The sequence below is a fragment of the Cupriavidus oxalaticus genome, from assembly GCF_004768545.1.
In the GTDB taxonomy this organism is placed as follows: domain Bacteria; phylum Pseudomonadota; class Gammaproteobacteria; order Burkholderiales; family Burkholderiaceae; genus Cupriavidus; species Cupriavidus oxalaticus_A.
Genome location: NZ_CP038636.1, coordinates 550,988 through 565,529 on the forward strand (window position 1 = coordinate 550,988; position 14,542 = coordinate 565,529).

Here is a 14,542-nt window from a genome sequence, read left to right on the forward strand (position 1 = left end):
TGCCTTAACCTGCTCGCACGACCTGGCCGTCCCGGCACATCAGGCAGGCGGCGACGATGTCGTCTTCGAGGTTGAGCGTGCACTGGCCATCCTTGTCGACGACCAGCTTGAGGAAATCCAGCACGTTGCGGGCGTAAAGCGCCGAGGCGTCGGCCGCGACCATGCTGGCCAGGTTGGTATGGCCGATGAGGGTGACGCCATGGCGCTCGACCACCTGGTCGGCCACCGTCAGCGGGCAGTTGCCGCCCTGCGCGGCGGCCAGGTCGACCACCACCGAGCCCGGCTTCATCTGCTGCACGGTCGCTTCCTGCAGCAGCACCGGCGCCTTGCGGCCCGGGATCAGCGCGGTGGTGATGACGATGTCGGCCTGGATCGCGCGCTGGTGCACCAGCTCGGCCTGGCGCTTCATCCAGTCCGGCGGCATCGGGCGCGCATAGCCGCCCACGCCCTGCGCGATCTCGCGCTCTTCGTCGGTCAGGAACGGCACGTCGAGGAACTTGCCGCCGAGCGATTCGATCTGTTCCTTCACAGCGGGGCGGACGTCGGACGCTTCGATCACCGCGCCCAGGCGCTTGGCGGTGGCGATCGCCTGCAGGCCCGCCACGCCGGCGCCCAGGATCAGCACGCGCGCGGCCTTGACGGTGCCGGCGGCGGTCATCAGCATCGGCATGAAGCGCTGGTAGTGGTGCGCGGCCACCAGCACGGCCTTGTAGCCGGCGATGTTGGCCTGCGACGAGAGCACGTCCATGCTCTGCGCGCGCGTGGTGCGCGGCGCGGCCTCGAGCGCGAAGGCGGTCACATTGGCAACCGCCATGCGCGCGTTGTTCTCGGCATCGAAGGGATTGAGCATGCCCACCAGTACGGCCCCCGGCTTCATCTGTGCCAGTTCCGCGTCGTCCGGGGCGCGCACCTTGAGCACCAGCTGTGCTCCCAGCGCTTCGGCAGCGGTGCCGATGGTGGCGCCGACCGCTTCATACGCGCCATCGGGCTGACTGGCGCGAACGCCGGCGCCGGCCTGGACGACCACCTTGTGGCCCTGGGCGACGTACTTCTTGACCGTCTCGGGGGTGGCGGCGACGCGAGTTTCGCCGCGTAGTGTTTCCAGCGGAATACCAATTTGCATATCAATAAATTCCCTTGCACCGAAAGCCCACCAGAAGGCCGAGCCCCGGCTCGGTTCCTTAGTAATCCTTAGTAATGCGAATTACCATTTAGCGGGATGCCCTGGCGTCAGGCCCGTATGACAGCTTCGGAAGCGCGGTGCCGACAAACCTATGCCGCTGGAGCCCCCTGGATGCAGGTCATCGCGCCTGCTTCTGCAGGTACTTCCAGGCCATCGCAGCCATCGGCCGGGCCAGCTTTCCCGCTTCGAGCGCCTGCGCCGACGCCGCCGTGCCATCCACCACGCGCTTCATGATCCCCTGCAGGATGCCTGCGGTTCGGAACATGCTGAACGCGAGATAGAAGTTCCAGTTCCCCGAGATCTTGCGCCCGGTGCGCTGCTCATACGCGTGGCGGTAGGCCGCTTCATCCGGGATCCCCAGGCTGCCCCGGTCGATGCCGCCCATGCCGCGCAGCGGCCCCGGAGAAATGTGCCAGCTCATGCAGTGATAGCTGAAGTCCGCCATCGGATGGCCGAGCGTCGACAGCTCCCAGTCGAGCAGCGAGAGTACGCGAGGCTCGGTGGGATGGAACATGAGGTTGTCGAGCCGGTAGTCACCGTGCACGATGCAGACCTGCTCCTCCGCTTCCCCCGGGATCTGGTCGGGCAGCGATGCAATCAGTGCATCCATCGCCGGAATCGATTCGGTTTCAGACAGCCTGTACTGCCTGCTCCATCGTTCGATCTGGCGGAAGAAATAGTTGCCGGGCTTACCGTAGTCCGCGAGACCGATGGTTTTGTAGTCCACGCGATGCAGTGCCGCGATCACGCGATTCATCTCATCGTAGATCGCCGTACGCTCGCTGTTGCTCATACCAGGCAGCGCAGGATCCCATAGCACGCGGCCATTGACGAATTCCATGATGTAGAAAGCACGGCCGATGACGGCTTCGTCCTCGCATAGGGCATACATCCTGGCCACGGGCACTTCAGTGCCGGCAAGCGCCGCCATCACACGAAACTCGCGCTCGATGGCGTGCGCGGACGGCAGCAGCTTTGCCTTCGGCGCCGGCTTGGCGCGCATGACGTAAGCCTGGCGCGGCGTAACCAGCTTGTAAGTGGGGTTGGACTGCCCACCGCTGAACCGCTCGACGGTCAGCGGGCCGGCAAAGCCTTCCACCTGGCGCGCCATCCAGGCTTCAAGTCCGGCCGGGTCAAAGCCCAGTGTCTCCTTTGCCGGCTGCGTGCCGGCGAACGCTGAAGAAGCATTGCTCATCCGGTCGCCCCGTTCATTGAAGCGCCGGCATGGGAGCCAGCGACTCCGCATCCTTCTCTGCGCGATCCAGCGCGCAGTACGCGTAATACAGCTCGACACACAAGAACGACCACGTCAGGCAAGCGAGGGTAAAGAAGATCAGGTGTTGCTCGTCATCGCCGGGAATTGTGTGGAAATCGTAGATGCATGCAATGGCTTGCCCGGTCAGCAGGACCATGAATACGCCAAATGCATGCCAGCCTTCCCCGGCGCTGAGCAGCTTCCAGGCAAACCAGGCCAGGTACACCGAAAATACCGACCACATCACCACATAGAAATACGGCCTTGGCTGCGCCAGCGCGTCGACTGACAACAACACGGCCGTCCCCGCGATCGCTCCCGCGAAGAGCACGACATCCATCAGGATGGACGGCTTGTAGCGATGCGTAACGGACATCAGTCCGGCCAGGGCAACCACGGGAATGCCGAAGCCCCGTGAGAACGCATCGCAAAAGTACGAGATGCCATACGAGACCTGCACGCCGCCCAGGGCGAAAAGCAGGAAATTAGACGCCGAGAAGGTCACGACCAGCCATTCAAAGCCGAGCAGGTAGTTGCGCTTCCCGAGGAACTTCAGGCCGTGGATCAATGACGTCACCACGAGGACGAACATGGCAAAACAGAGAAGATAGAGATTACGGTCCATCACGACTCCCAAGGCTCGATTTGCAGGTTTGGATTGTTCATGGCTTTTGCGGCGCCAGGCTGGCGAGATAAGTGGCCATCGCCTTGCGGTCCTCCGGTGACGCCGCCGCAGCCACGCTTTTCATCACCCCGGTCGGTTCGCCGCGCGTGCCGGTGGCAAACGCATCAAACTGCGCCAGCAGATACTCGTAGCCCTGGCCCGCGAGGCGCGGGAACTGGTCGCGCCCAATCAGTTGGCTGCCGTGGCACGCGGCGCAGTTTCCCGACGCCACCAGCCGCTTGCCCTTCTCCAGCAATCCGGCATCTGGCGTGAAGTAGCGGTTGGCGCCGGCTGGCTGCCTGGCGAAGTGGCCGGCAAGATCGTTGATCTCGGTCTCGCTCATCGTCCTGGCCAGTGGACCCATGATCGGATCGGACCGCTCCCCGCTGGCGAACTTGTGAAGCTGGGCCGCCACGTATGGTGCCGGCTGGCCCGCCAGGCTCGGATAGCCCTGGTGCAGCGAATTGCCCCTGGCGCCGTGACAGCCGATGCAGGCGTCGGACACGCGCGGCCACGGGCTGCCATCGGTCTCATACGCGGCAGCCGACGCCGTGATATAGCGGTCGAGGCGATAGATCCCAAGGAGGTCGCCGCCGAACCATGCGAGCAGCCCGGCGACGGCGATCGCGGGAACGCCCAGCCATATGCGTTTCTTCATTTCCGTCTCCTAAGCGCGACGCAAGGCATTGAGCACCTGGAGGGCGGCCTGATGGCCAGAGCGCACGGCGCCGTCCATGTAGCCGGCCCAGATCTCGGCCGTCTCGGTGCCCGACCAGATGAGCTTGCCGCAGGGCGGCCGCAATGCCTCGCCGTGAGCGCTCCAGAAGCCCGGCGGAATGGCCGAGACACAGGTGATCGTCCAAGGATCGGCACGGCCCCAGTCATGATCGTGGTATGACACCGGCGACAAGGCCTCGCTGCCGAAGGCCCGCGCATAGATCTCTGCCAGAAACCGTTGCGCCGCCTTGTGATCCGAGGGGACCGATGCATTCGAGATGAAGGCATTGATGACGCCGATCTCGCCCCCCGGGGGAGAGTTGTCGAAGGCCCACAGAATGGGCCCGTCGACCTGGAAGATGTGTCCGTTCAATCCCTTGTCGCGCCAGAACGGACGGGAATAGACCATCGCCGTCTTCCGCGCCGGCGAATGGGCGGGCCAGGCGCGCTGCAGCGCGGCGCGCTTTTCCGGCAGCGGCGGATCGAATTGCACCTGCTGGCACAAGGGTGGACTCAGGGCCATGATGACCTGGCGTGCGCGCACTTCGCCCTGGTCCGTGTGCAGCATCACGACCTCGCGGTCCCAGTCCGAGATGCGCCGGACCGGGCTCGACAGGCGCACCCTCTTCCCCAATGCCTGCGCCATCCTGACGCAGAGGACCTGCGAACCACCGACAAATCGTGTTTCCTGGGCGCTGTGTTTGATGCTGTCCAGCTGCATGTAGTCGCAGGCGGCCGAGTTGATCATTGACAGGAAATGGAGCATTCCCATTTTTGCCGGCATCACGCCGCCGGAAAGCGCGATGCTCGCATTCCACCCCGTCCGGTCCTCGGGCTTGATGGCCTGCTTCGCCAGCCAGTCGCCAACCGACAACTTGTCCAGTTCCGCGACCTTCGCGGATTTCCACGGCGCGCCCGACGGCACGTCCCGCGAGAGCTTGCTGAGCTTGCCACCGATTGCCTCATCGCTGCCAAACGTGCCCTTCAGGTCGACCTCCAGCCGGCCGTCACCACCGAGGACGACCGTCTTCCCCTTGTAGTAGCTGGGAAACGTGCCCACACCGAGTTCGCGCGCCAGGTCGGCCACCGCCGTCTGGCCGGGGCCGATCCACTGTCCCCCGACCTCGGAAACGTGTCCGGAGCCCACGTCGTAGTTAAGCATCCGCCCACCCACGCGATTGCGCGCTTCCAGCACGACAAAGGACTCGCAGCCAGCCTGGCGCAAGTCCCTCGCGGCAGTCAGGCCCGACAGGCCCGCGCCGATGATGGCGACGTCCAGAACGTCTTCAGGCGTGCGGCCCCTGGCTGCCTTGGCCAGCCCCGGGCCCAGGCCGACGGCCCCTGCCGCCGTGGAGGCGCCCGCCATCTTCAGCAAGTGCCTTCGCTGTGTGTTTACGGAAGTGTCGGAGGACGAAATCTTGCCCATAGTGCTTTGCTGTTTGCTGTCATCTCATTGCGGGTCGAGTGCGAACCTGCGCACGCCCTTCCCGCTTCTCATGCTTCTGTGCCTGACTGCCCAGACGAGCCCACGCAGCGCCTGTTGATCGGCCTGCTGGACTGCGGCCGTACACTGCTCCAGGACTTCCTGCTCCGGGAACAGCATGAGTTCGGCTGCGCTGCCCAATACCAGCGCGATATCGAATGGCGAGCCTGTCGCGAGCGCGTGCCGCAGAAGGCTCGACAAGCGGCGCTCGATGGCGGCGCCGTCCGCGGCGTCCATTCGAATCCTTGCCACCGATGCCCGGATGAAGTGGAGCAATTCACTAGGACCAGGCCGTAGCCCCAGGGCTGTCGCGCCCGAGCAGGAACTTGACTTCATCGCGGCATTCCCATGCAAATGGCTGATTGGTCTGGCGCGCTCCGGCCGCCCGCTGCGACGGCCGGTATCCGGCACTTGACCTCGGCGCCTAATCCCGCGCCCACCCGTTCTGGTAGAGGCGCCCGGCCAACACGCCCAGCCGCGACGTAAGCACGTAGTTCTCCCCGTCCTCGATCAGCGCCGAGCGCGCATCGCGGAACAGCTTCTCGATCGGGAACTCGCGCGTCGTACCGTTACCGCCGAAGAGCTGAAATGCCTCGTGCGTGATCTTCATGGCTTCCTCGGTGACGCTGACCTTGGCCTGCGCGGTCGCATACGGGTGGCTTTGTGGCGACAGGCGCGCGAACGCCAGGCTGCGGCGGGCGATGGCACGTGCCATCTCGAGCCGTCGCAGCATCTCGCCCACGCGCAACTGGGTCATCTGGTGTTCCAGCAGCAGCGCCCCGCCCTGCTTGCGCTCATGGCAATAGGAAAGCGCAAGCTCGAACGCGGCGCGGGCCGCACCGACGAAGACCTGGCACATGTGCGTACCGGCGAACGACCATGTCGAAGCCAGGTTGCCGAGGTATTCGTCCTTCAGCGCAACGGCGAAGCGCCTGGGCACCCTGACGTTGTCGAAATAGATCTCGCCCTGAGGCAGCGCACGCTGGCCGATCTTGTCCAGCGGCTTGCCGCGCGAGATGCCCGGCAGGTCGAGCGGCAGGATCAGCCCGATGCCGTTGGTAAACGCGCCGTGCTCGTCCGTGCCGTGGAACCCGTCGCCATAGTCCGCCGCCATGTAAGCGAGCGCGACCTGCGCCACCGACCCGTTCGACACCCATGCCGAGCTCTGTCCGTTGATGACGATCTCGTCGGCACCGACCCTGGCGGTCACGTTGCCAACTGGCTGCTTTCCGCCCGCGCTCAGTTCTTCGCGGTAGAGGATCGCGGCATCGGAGCCGCGGTCAGGCTGCGTGTTCATCCAGCAACCGATCTTTCCGGTGCACATGTCGATCAGTTCCTGATTGCGGAGCGACTGCGCCATCGTCAGCGGCATGGTCGCCGCGCCGAGCGAAACGGCCAGGCCCGAATCCCCCCAGCCAAGCTCTTCGCCGATCAGCGACTCGATGCGCACTGCAACCTCCGGCGGGAACTGTGCGATGAGTTGCGGGTCGAGACCGAGCTTCGCGCTCTCCATCATCGCCGCCCAGTACGGAGAACCCGGAGCGATGACGTCCTCGGGCGCCATCCGGTCGAGTTCCCGTCCGATCGGTCGCAGCACATCACGCGCAAAACGATGGACGGTCTGCTGGATTGCGTTTTCCTCTTCGCTCAGCGGCGTCTCGAATCCGGTCGGGCCGACTACGGGCAACGCAGCGGTCTTGTGCAATCGAATCATTCTGGGTCTCCTCCTGTCGTGGAAGCATGCGTGGCGGCTTGCCGCGGATACGGCACGCCTGTCGTCTATCGTCTATTTAGTAGAACACCATACAAAACGTAGGTCATGTTGCCAAACACACGGGCGAAAAAAAAGACAGGGTATTCCCTGCCTTCTGGCGTTCGCGCGCCGCGGCGCCGCGTTGCCGCAGCTAGCCGGCCACTTCGGTCGACCGCTCCTTGAATATGATCTGCTCGACAGCGGCCCGATATGCCGCGTCGAGCCCGCGCGAATCACGCTTGCGCCGTCCCGCGCCGAGCTGCAGCGCCAGCCCGTCGGCCAGCGCGATCAGTAGCGAGGCAACGTGCAGGCTGTCGGCCGTTTTCAGTTCCGGATTGATCGACCGCACCAGTTCCGCAATGCCGCGCGTCAGCGTGTCATACCATTCCTCGTACATCCGGGCGCACTCGGGATCGGTCGATGACAGCGAGACGAAGTGCCACCATAGCGCCGCGTCCTTGACATTCCGCGCATCGCTGAGCGTCTTTTCCAGCAGTGCGTCGAGGGATTCGCGCGGCGAGACACGGCTGTCCAGCGCGCGCTTGAGGTCCTCGAGATAGGCGTCGATGATCGGGGCCATGATCGCCCGCAGCACGGCCTGCCTGGTCGGAAAATAGTACTGGAGATTGCTGATGCTGATCCCGGCGCCGAGGGCGACGGCACGCAGCGAGAAGTCCAGGCTGCCGCCCTCGAGCAACAGCTTCCTGGCAACGCGAACGATGGCGTTGCGCGTGCGCAAGCCCTGGGCCCGCAAGCTGTCGGGGTCGGCTCCCGTGGCGGCTGCGCTCGATGCGCGCCGCTTCCTGGTGGTGCGCTGCTCCATGGGCACTGTCATCCTGTCTGCCTTGATCCAGGGCTTTTCAGCCCTTTGTAAACGATCGCGCCAGCGGTAGGCTGGGCGGGCATCATTATATCTGACGCCCGTCGACGCGCGTGCCGCCCGGCTCGCTTCGGCAGCGGCTTACCTCCTTTGTCCTGGCTGGAACGGAAATGGTCGGCGAGCGCTATGACAGCGCGGCGTAGCGTGCCTTGCGGTTCACCCGATCGTCCAGCATGTTGGCCACGCCCAGCGCGGAATTGACGGCGCACCATTGCAGCGGTTCGGGCAGTGTCGAGGGAGTCTTGTGGTGCAACGCCGATAGCAGCGGATGTCCCGCGCCACGTATCCGTTCGGCCAGCAGCAGTCCCATCAGCGACTGGGTACCTACACCATGCCCGGAACACCCGGCGGCATAGAGGATGTTCCGGTCGGCGCCGGCCTCGCCGACCACGGGCAGCGCATCGTAAGCAAGGCTGATGTACCCGCTCCAGCATGACCGGATGGCAACGTCTCCCAGCGTGGGGAACCGCTCATGCAGCGTCTTGGCCAGGGCACGGTAAGAGGCTTCGTCCGGCACATTGGGTGTCTGCGCACCATAGACGTAGCTCAACCGCTTTGTCGTCAGTACGAGCGTGTCGCGCGCTGTCAGCCGATGGCTTTCCATGGTCCAGTGCGAGGTCACGATGCCTTCGCGCCGCGGCCAGCCCAGCGACGCCAGTTGCGCCGGGGACAACGGCTCAGTCTCGATGGCCGACACCCGCAGCGGCATGACCTTGTTCCGCAGCAGGCCGAGTTGCGGCGTATAGGCGTTGGTTGCAAGCACCAGGAACGGCGCGCTCGCACTGCCCTTCGGAGTCCGCACCCGGACGGTGGGGCCTCCGTCCCAGGACAACACCGGCGTACTCTCATAGAGTTTCACGCCCGCGCGCAGCGCCGCGCGCCGCAGCCCCAGCACATACTTGCCGGGATCGAGCGTACCGCCTCGAGGGGCATGGCAGCCGAACAGGAACGCCGGCGGGATGCCGCGGGCCCGCATCGCGGCGTGATCCAGAAACTCCCCGGGAGAGCCAAGTTGCACGCCGGTACGCATGCTCCTGCGCAGCTTCCTTTCCTGGGACGGATGGACGCCTGCGCGGATGATCCCCGAGGCATTGTAGTCGCAGTCGATCGCGCACTCTGCAAGCTTGCGCTCCACATAGTCGACGCCTTCATCGTAGAAGCGCACGATATCCCTGGCCTGCTCTTGTCCCACGCGCTTGAGAAACAGGTCGTACTCCAGCCCCTGCCCACCCGCGAGATAGCCCGCGTTGCGCCCGCTCGCGCCGAAGCCGGCGAACTCGCGTTCGAGAACGATCACCTTCGCCCCGCGCGCGGCAAGCTCCAGCGCGGTGGACAGTCCGGCAAAGCCGCCCCCGGCAACGACCACGTCCGCGCTGACGTCGCCTTCGAGTTGCGGCTGCAGGTCATCCGGCCGCTCCACCCAGCCTCCCAATGGCCGATACGCCTGTCCGCCTCGCCAGTTGAACCCGTCCATACCTGCTCCCTTACTCCTTGCTCAAAATATGGATTGCCAGCGCCGCCTCTTCGACGCCCTGCAAGCCGCCACCGTTCTCCTGAATCGCGTGACGCGCGCCGCCAACCTGTCGCGCACCCGCTTCCCCACGCAGTTGCGTGACCAGTTCGTAGAGCTGGCCAATACCTGTCGCACCGAGCGGATGGCCCTTGGATTCGAGGCCGCCAGACGTATTGATCGGAATGCGCCCGCCGATTGTGAATTCCCCGCGCTCCGCTGCCGGCCCTCCCTGGCCGGGCGGCGCCAGTCCCAGGTTTTCGGCCTGGATGATCTCCCCCATCGCCGAGGCATCGTGTACCTCTGCCACGTCGATATCTTCCGGGCCCAGGCCGGCCTGCTCATAAGCCTGAAGCGCGGCGAAGCGGCCGATATTCTTCTCCGGCTCGTCGATGCGCCGATGCGTAAAGCTGCGGATCACGCTCGCCGCGATCCGGATGCAGCGACTGCGATCGGCGCCGATGCGCCGCAGCCCCGCTTCCGTGCAGAGAATTGCCGCCGCGGCACCGTCCGAGACCGGCGCGCACATCGGCAGCGTGATCGGATAGGTGATCGGCGGCGCGGCGAGCACCTCTTCGATCGTAAACGCCTGGCGGAACTGCGAATGCGGGTTGTGCACCGAATGCCCGTGGTTCTTAGCCGATACCGCCGCAATCTGCCGCTGCGTCGTGCCGTAGGTCTTCATGTGATACCGGCACATCGCGGCATAGATCTTCATGAAGCGGCTATAGGGCCGGTCGGATTCCGATCCCGGCGGCGGCTCGATGCCTTCTCCCAGCTTCGCCAGCGTCGCGAAGTTCTCCTCGACGCGGGATACGTCCCATCCCGCCTCGAACAAGGCGAACGACTTCGCCTTGTCAGCGACGTTCATCTTCTCCGCGCCAAGTGCCAGCGCGACGTCGCAACTGCCTGCCCTGAGGTGCTGTACTGCAAGATGCACCGCCGTGCTGCCGGACGCGCAGGCGTTCTCGATGTTGAACACCGGAATGCCCTCGATGCCGATCTTGCTGAACACGACCTGGCCAGGGATCGACAACTGCCCCTGAAGCTGGCCATTGGTGATGCCGGAGTAGAAAGCCGCACCGATGGCGTCGGCACTGCAGCCGGCGTCCTGCAAGGCGTCGCGTAGCGCGGCACCGGCGAGGCTCTCGATGCTCAGGTCGAAATGCCGGCCGAAGACGGTCATCGCGATGCCGGCGATGTAAATGTTGCTCATGTCTCTTTTCCTCGGAGCCTGGTTCAGATCTTGCGTTGCTGGCCCTGCCAGTACTGTTCTCTCAGATCCTTCTTCAACACCTTCCCGACCGGGCTTCGCGGCAGTGCAGCGACGAATTCCACGCTCTTCGGCGCCTTGACCGAGCCGAGCCTGCCCTTGCACAGCGCGACCAGTTCGTCGGCGCTCACCTCGTAGCCCGCGTTGAGCTCCACCACGGCCTTCACCGCCTCGCCCCACTTCTCGTCGGGCACGCCGATCACCGCGCAGTCCTGTACGGCCGGATGGGACCAGATCACCTGCTCGATTTCACTCGGATAGACGTTGAAGCCGCCGCTGATGATCATGTCCTTCTTGCGGTCGGTGATATGGAGGTAGCCCTGCGCATCGAGATGGCCGATGTCGCCGGTGTGCAGCCAGCCGTCGACGATCGTCTCCGCGGTCTTTTCGGGCGCCTTGTAGTAGCCCTTCATGACGAGGTCGCCGCGCACGCAGATCTCGCCGGTCTCGCCTTGCGGCAGGACTTCGCCGTGCTCGCCCATGATCTCCACGCGGATCAGCGGGTTGGGACGGCCGACCGAGGACAGCCGTTCGTCGGACGCCAGTTCGCCACCGACAAAATGCTCGGCCGGCGTCAGGTAGGAGATCGACGCCGGGGCTTCGGTCTGGCCGTAGCCGCCAGCCATGACCGGGCCAAACACCTCGATCGCGCGCTTGAGCTTCTCCACCGACATGGGCGCAGCCCCATAAAGGAAGCACTTGAGCGATGAGAAATCCTGTTTCTCGATCCCCGGAATGTCCAGCAGCCGGTAGATCACCGTCGGCGGGAGGAAGAACTCGGTAACCCGGTGCTTCGCAATCGCGCCGATCAAGGCTGCAGGGTCTGGCTTCGGTAGCACGACCACCGTACCGCCGCGGGCAGTGCAAGGCAGCGACAGCATCCCGGCGGTATGCGTCATCGGCGCTGCGGCAAGATTCACCGGGCGCTCGTCGCCCTGGTAGGGGTACGCCATCATGAACTGCGCGAAGTAGGTCTGGTAAGCGCGGTGCGTGTTCATCACGCCCTTCGGCGCGCCGGTCGTCCCGCCCGTTGCCGACAGGGTCACGATGTCGTCCATGCCGTAATCGATGCGCGGCGCGCTCGAGGCCTGGTCCCCGCTCCACCTGGACAGCGATGGCGCCCACGGCAGCGCGGCATCGACACACACCCAGAGCCTGACCTTCGGCAGCCGGGGACGCAGCGCCTCGATCACCGATGCGAACGCTTCCTGGAAGAACAGCACTTCGCAGTCGAATGCGTCAAGAATGAACTGGTTCTCCTCGGGCGCGTTGCGCCCGTTGACGGGGATGTACGCCATCCCCGCTCGCCACAGCCCCAGCGCGCAACTCCAGGCAGTGACGTCGTTGTCTGCCCAGACCGCCCCCTTGGTTTCCCTGCCGAAGCCTTCCGCCAGCAGCCCGTTGGCGATGCGGCAGGAAAGCTCGCCAATCTCCCGGAACGAGTAGCTGCGCTCGCCCTGGATATAGGCAATGCCGTGGGGATTGATGCGCAACCCGCGGTCAAAATAATCAATGATTGCCATTTCTGGTAGTCCTCTGAATCTGTGACGCATTGATTGCCCCGACCTGAAGAACAGGCCGGGGCGGCACGGCAATTACAGATGCGAAACCGTCGCACGAGCCAGCCCGCGCTGCTCGAGGAAGCCGAGCAGGTAGCGGTGCCCGAAGGCCTTCGAGCCGGATGCGAAACCGACCTTTGCGGTGTCGCCGTCGAGCAGCTTGATGACGCCTGCCGTCTGGATGGCCCCGGTGGCGATATATGGCGTGGTCCCATGCACGGTCGCCCGCACCGAAGCGATCTGGCCGCGGCCGATGGCGAAATCGACGGTGCGCTGCAGCGTGGTGCGTTCCCGCGGCGGCATGGCGGGGGTGGTCGAATCCACGATCTGCTTCAGCACCGCGTCCTGCTGCTCGCGGGGCAGGTGCTTGTACTCGGCTTCCCACTTCTTGCCCAGCGCATGCACCGTTCGCATCGCGTCGTTGTCGTAGAAGCCGACACTGGAGATGCAGCTGCGTACGCGCGGATCGTGTTCGAAGTAGACCGGCAGCGACGTACCGCCCCACGGCAGGCAGAACACCGGTTGCATGAAGGCGGGATCGACCACATTGAACGACGCATCCGCCGCATAAGGCACCAGCTGGTTCTCCCACAGGTAGCAAGCCTCGTGGCGATAGCCTTCGAAGATCGTCGCGGTCGAGCCCACGCTCACGCCGGCACTGCCGCCACGCGGGCCGCGCGTCAGCGTCGCGGTTTCCAGCGCATCGACGCCGGGCGTCTCCAGCGCCAGCTCCGCGGCAATCTCGGCGAACGTGTACATGTAGGCATTGGACGGCGACAACAGCAGCCCGGCCTGCCGGAACAGGTCGCCGAACTGATCGCGCGCGCGGCGGATGTGCGGCTGCTCGCCCGTGGTGTCGAGGTAATGGCAACCCGCCTTGAGCGCCGCTTCGACGCCAACGAGCCCGACCGTTGAGAAAGGTCCGACGGTGTTGCAGACCACCTTCGCGCCGCGGAAGGCATTCACCAGGGCATCGACATCGTGGCCCGCCTCGATGAGTTCATAGTTTGCCGATTCGAGGCGCACGACACGCTGGGCCATCATTTCCTTCGCCCGGCCTGCATTGCGCGCCACGGCCGTGAATGGGATGTCCTGGTCGATCAGCCAGTCCATGATCAACATGCCGGTGTAGCCGCTTGCGCCATAGACGACGACGGGGTGCTTTGCCATGTTTTGTCTCCTTGAGAGTTGTGTCTGACAAGTGATTGGGTGGTTGAAAGGAATGCCGTCCTCTGACGGGACGACTGGAAATGCTTGTGGTGTGCCTATCGCCTGGCCGGACCGTCGTTTTGCAAAGGACCCGCCATCGACATCAGCAGCGGCCGCGAACCGTCCGCGAGCACCGCGGTCAGGGACTCCTGCCCTGCGCGCTGCGTGACCGAGAACGTCTTGCCGCCGTCCTTGCTGTCGAGCACCGTCCCGGCCATGCCGACCACGACGACGCGGCCGTCAGCAAGCTCAGCGATCCCGGTGAGCGATTGGGTGGTATGCGAGTCCACGCGCTGCCACGTCATGCCGTCGTCGCTGCTGCGGTACAGGTGTCCGCGCATGCCGCAGACCAGAAGGGAGCCGTCGGGGAGTGCGCGCCCGTACCACAGCGAGCCGTTGTCGCCCGTGGCCGAGGCCCGCCACGACTTGCCTCGGTCGGCGGAGCGGAAGATGGTGCCGCCTTCGCCAGTGATGAAGAGCGTTCCGCGACCGGATCGGAACATGTGCAGCAGGTGGCGGTCGGCGTTTTCGCCCACGTTCTCGCCCGTCGCCACCTTGATCTCGGACCAGGTCCGGCCGGCATCGCGGGTTTCGATGGCCCAGCCGTACAGCCCCACGGCGATGCCGTGCTCCGGACTGTCGAAGTAGAGCGAAAGGATCGGCTGCTCCGCGCCTTTCTCGGCACGCAACAGCTTCCACGTCTCGCCGCCATCCTGCGTGCCAAGCACAACGCCATCGTGCCCCGCCGCATAGCCGCGCCGCGCGTCGATGAACTGGACAGAAGTCAGCAGCGAGCGGACCGGGACCATCCTTGCCTGCCGGAACCTGATGCCGTCGTCGGAAAGGAGGATGACGCCGTGGTCGCCGACAGCGACCACGCGATTGCCGGCACGCGCGGACGCCAGCAGCGGCGCGGCCACCGCATTGGAGACCTGCCGGGCGGGCTCCAGCGTTGGCCACGGTGCTGCGGCGGAGGTCTCCGCCGCCCGCGACGGGCACACCACGCCCAAGGCGATCGCGACAACAGGTAGGAATCGGTGCAGGTTCATGGGGGAT

General features: G+C 65.1%; 13 protein-coding genes. All 13 read right to left on the reverse strand.

All coding sequences use genetic code 11. The annotated features are described in order from the left end of the window. Nucleotides 1-4 precede the first annotated feature (4 nt). The 13 genes from E0W60_RS30660 to E0W60_RS30720 all read right to left on the reverse strand — a co-directional run bounded on the left by E0W60_RS30660 (nt 5) and on the right by E0W60_RS30720 (nt 14,535). Nucleotides 5-1,123 (reverse strand): Re/Si-specific NAD(P)(+) transhydrogenase subunit alpha, encoded by a 1,119-nt coding sequence (locus E0W60_RS30660; RefSeq protein WP_135706658.1) that lies wholly within the window; start codon nt 1,121-1,123, stop codon nt 5-7. Between the two features lie 178 nt (nt 1,124-1,301). After that, nucleotides 1,302-2,378 (reverse strand): phosphotransferase family protein, encoded by a 1,077-nt coding sequence (locus E0W60_RS30665; RefSeq protein ID WP_135706659.1) that lies wholly within the window; start codon nt 2,376-2,378, stop codon nt 1,302-1,304. Between the two features lie 13 nt (nt 2,379-2,391). Continuing rightward, complete coding sequence (locus E0W60_RS30670; protein ID WP_135706660.1) at nt 2,392-3,063, reverse strand: hypothetical protein; 672 nt, start codon at nt 3,061-3,063, stop codon at nt 2,392-2,394. Nucleotides 3,064-3,100: 37 nt separating this feature from the next. Beyond that, nucleotides 3,101-3,760 (reverse strand): c-type cytochrome, encoded by a 660-nt coding sequence (locus E0W60_RS30675; RefSeq protein ID WP_135706661.1) that lies wholly within the window; start codon nt 3,758-3,760, stop codon nt 3,101-3,103. A 9-nt stretch (nt 3,761-3,769) separates the two neighbouring features. After that, nucleotides 3,770-5,245, reverse strand: coding sequence for a flavin monoamine oxidase family protein (locus tag E0W60_RS30680; protein WP_135706662.1), 1,476 nt, complete (start codon nt 5,243-5,245; stop codon nt 3,770-3,772). 24 nt (nt 5,246-5,269) lie between these two features. Beyond that, nucleotides 5,270-5,539, reverse strand: coding sequence for a hypothetical protein (locus tag E0W60_RS30685; protein ID WP_240746100.1), 270 nt, complete (start codon nt 5,537-5,539; stop codon nt 5,270-5,272). A 187-nt stretch (nt 5,540-5,726) separates the two neighbouring features. After that, on the reverse strand, nt 5,727-7,016 hold the full coding sequence (locus tag E0W60_RS30690) for an acyl-CoA dehydrogenase family protein (RefSeq protein WP_135706664.1): 1,290 nt from the start codon (nt 7,014-7,016) through the stop codon (nt 5,727-5,729). Nucleotides 7,017-7,206: 190 nt separating this feature from the next. Next, nucleotides 7,207-7,878 (reverse strand): TetR/AcrR family transcriptional regulator, encoded by a 672-nt coding sequence (locus E0W60_RS30695; protein ID WP_135706665.1) that lies wholly within the window; start codon nt 7,876-7,878, stop codon nt 7,207-7,209. A 181-nt stretch (nt 7,879-8,059) separates the two neighbouring features. After that, nucleotides 8,060-9,409 (reverse strand): NAD(P)/FAD-dependent oxidoreductase, encoded by a 1,350-nt coding sequence (locus E0W60_RS30700; protein WP_135706666.1) that lies wholly within the window; start codon nt 9,407-9,409, stop codon nt 8,060-8,062. 10 nt (nt 9,410-9,419) lie between these two features. Further along, the gene (locus E0W60_RS30705; protein WP_135706667.1) at nt 9,420-10,661 is read right to left on the reverse strand and encodes a thiolase family protein; all 1,242 of its coding nucleotides are present in this window, start codon (nt 10,659-10,661) and stop codon (nt 9,420-9,422) included. A gap of 23 nt (nt 10,662-10,684) precedes the next feature. Next, entirely contained in the window at nt 10,685-12,241 is a 1,557-nt protein-coding gene (locus E0W60_RS30710) for an AMP-binding protein (protein ID WP_135706668.1), read from the reverse strand. 72 nt (nt 12,242-12,313) lie between these two features. Next, nucleotides 12,314-13,447: a saccharopine dehydrogenase family protein gene (locus E0W60_RS30715; RefSeq protein WP_135706669.1), complete on the reverse strand. Its 1,134-nt coding sequence runs from the start codon at nt 13,445-13,447 to the stop codon at nt 12,314-12,316. A 95-nt stretch (nt 13,448-13,542) separates the two neighbouring features. Next, the gene (locus E0W60_RS30720; RefSeq protein WP_135706670.1) at nt 13,543-14,535 is read right to left on the reverse strand and encodes a WD40/YVTN/BNR-like repeat-containing protein; all 993 of its coding nucleotides are present in this window, start codon (nt 14,533-14,535) and stop codon (nt 13,543-13,545) included. Nucleotides 14,536-14,542: the final 7 nt, after the last annotated feature.

Coding starts and splice junctions, on each gene's coding strand:
- E0W60_RS30710 (WP_135706668.1), bottom strand. CDS start 12,241: ATGGCAATCATTGATTATTTTGACCGCGGGTTGCGCATCAATCCCCAC.
- E0W60_RS30670 (WP_135706660.1), bottom strand. CDS start 3,063: ATGGACCGTAATCTCTATCTTCTCTGTTTTGCCATGTTCGTCCTCGTG.
- E0W60_RS30715 (WP_135706669.1), bottom strand. CDS start 13,447: ATGGCAAAGCACCCCGTCGTCGTCTATGGCGCAAGCGGCTACACCGGC.
- E0W60_RS30695 (WP_135706665.1), bottom strand. CDS start 7,878: ATGGAGCAGCGCACCACCAGGAAGCGGCGCGCATCGAGCGCAGCCGCC.
- E0W60_RS30665 (WP_135706659.1), bottom strand. CDS start 2,378: ATGAGCAATGCTTCTTCAGCGTTCGCCGGCACGCAGCCGGCAAAGGAG.
- E0W60_RS30690 (WP_135706664.1), bottom strand. CDS start 7,016: ATGATTCGATTGCACAAGACCGCTGCGTTGCCCGTAGTCGGCCCGACC.
- E0W60_RS30720 (WP_135706670.1), bottom strand. CDS start 14,535: ATGAACCTGCACCGATTCCTACCTGTTGTCGCGATCGCCTTGGGCGTG.
- E0W60_RS30685 (WP_240746100.1), bottom strand. CDS start 5,539: ATGGACGCCGCGGACGGCGCCGCCATCGAGCGCCGCTTGTCGAGCCTT.
- E0W60_RS30675 (WP_135706661.1), bottom strand. CDS start 3,760: ATGAAGAAACGCATATGGCTGGGCGTTCCCGCGATCGCCGTCGCCGGG.
- E0W60_RS30700 (WP_135706666.1), bottom strand. CDS start 9,409: ATGGACGGGTTCAACTGGCGAGGCGGACAGGCGTATCGGCCATTGGGA.
- E0W60_RS30680 (WP_135706662.1), bottom strand. CDS start 5,245: ATGGGCAAGATTTCGTCCTCCGACACTTCCGTAAACACACAGCGAAGG.
- E0W60_RS30660 (WP_135706658.1), bottom strand. CDS start 1,123: ATGCAAATTGGTATTCCGCTGGAAACACTACGCGGCGAAACTCGCGTC.
- E0W60_RS30705 (WP_135706667.1), bottom strand. CDS start 10,661: ATGAGCAACATTTACATCGCCGGCATCGCGATGACCGTCTTCGGCCGG.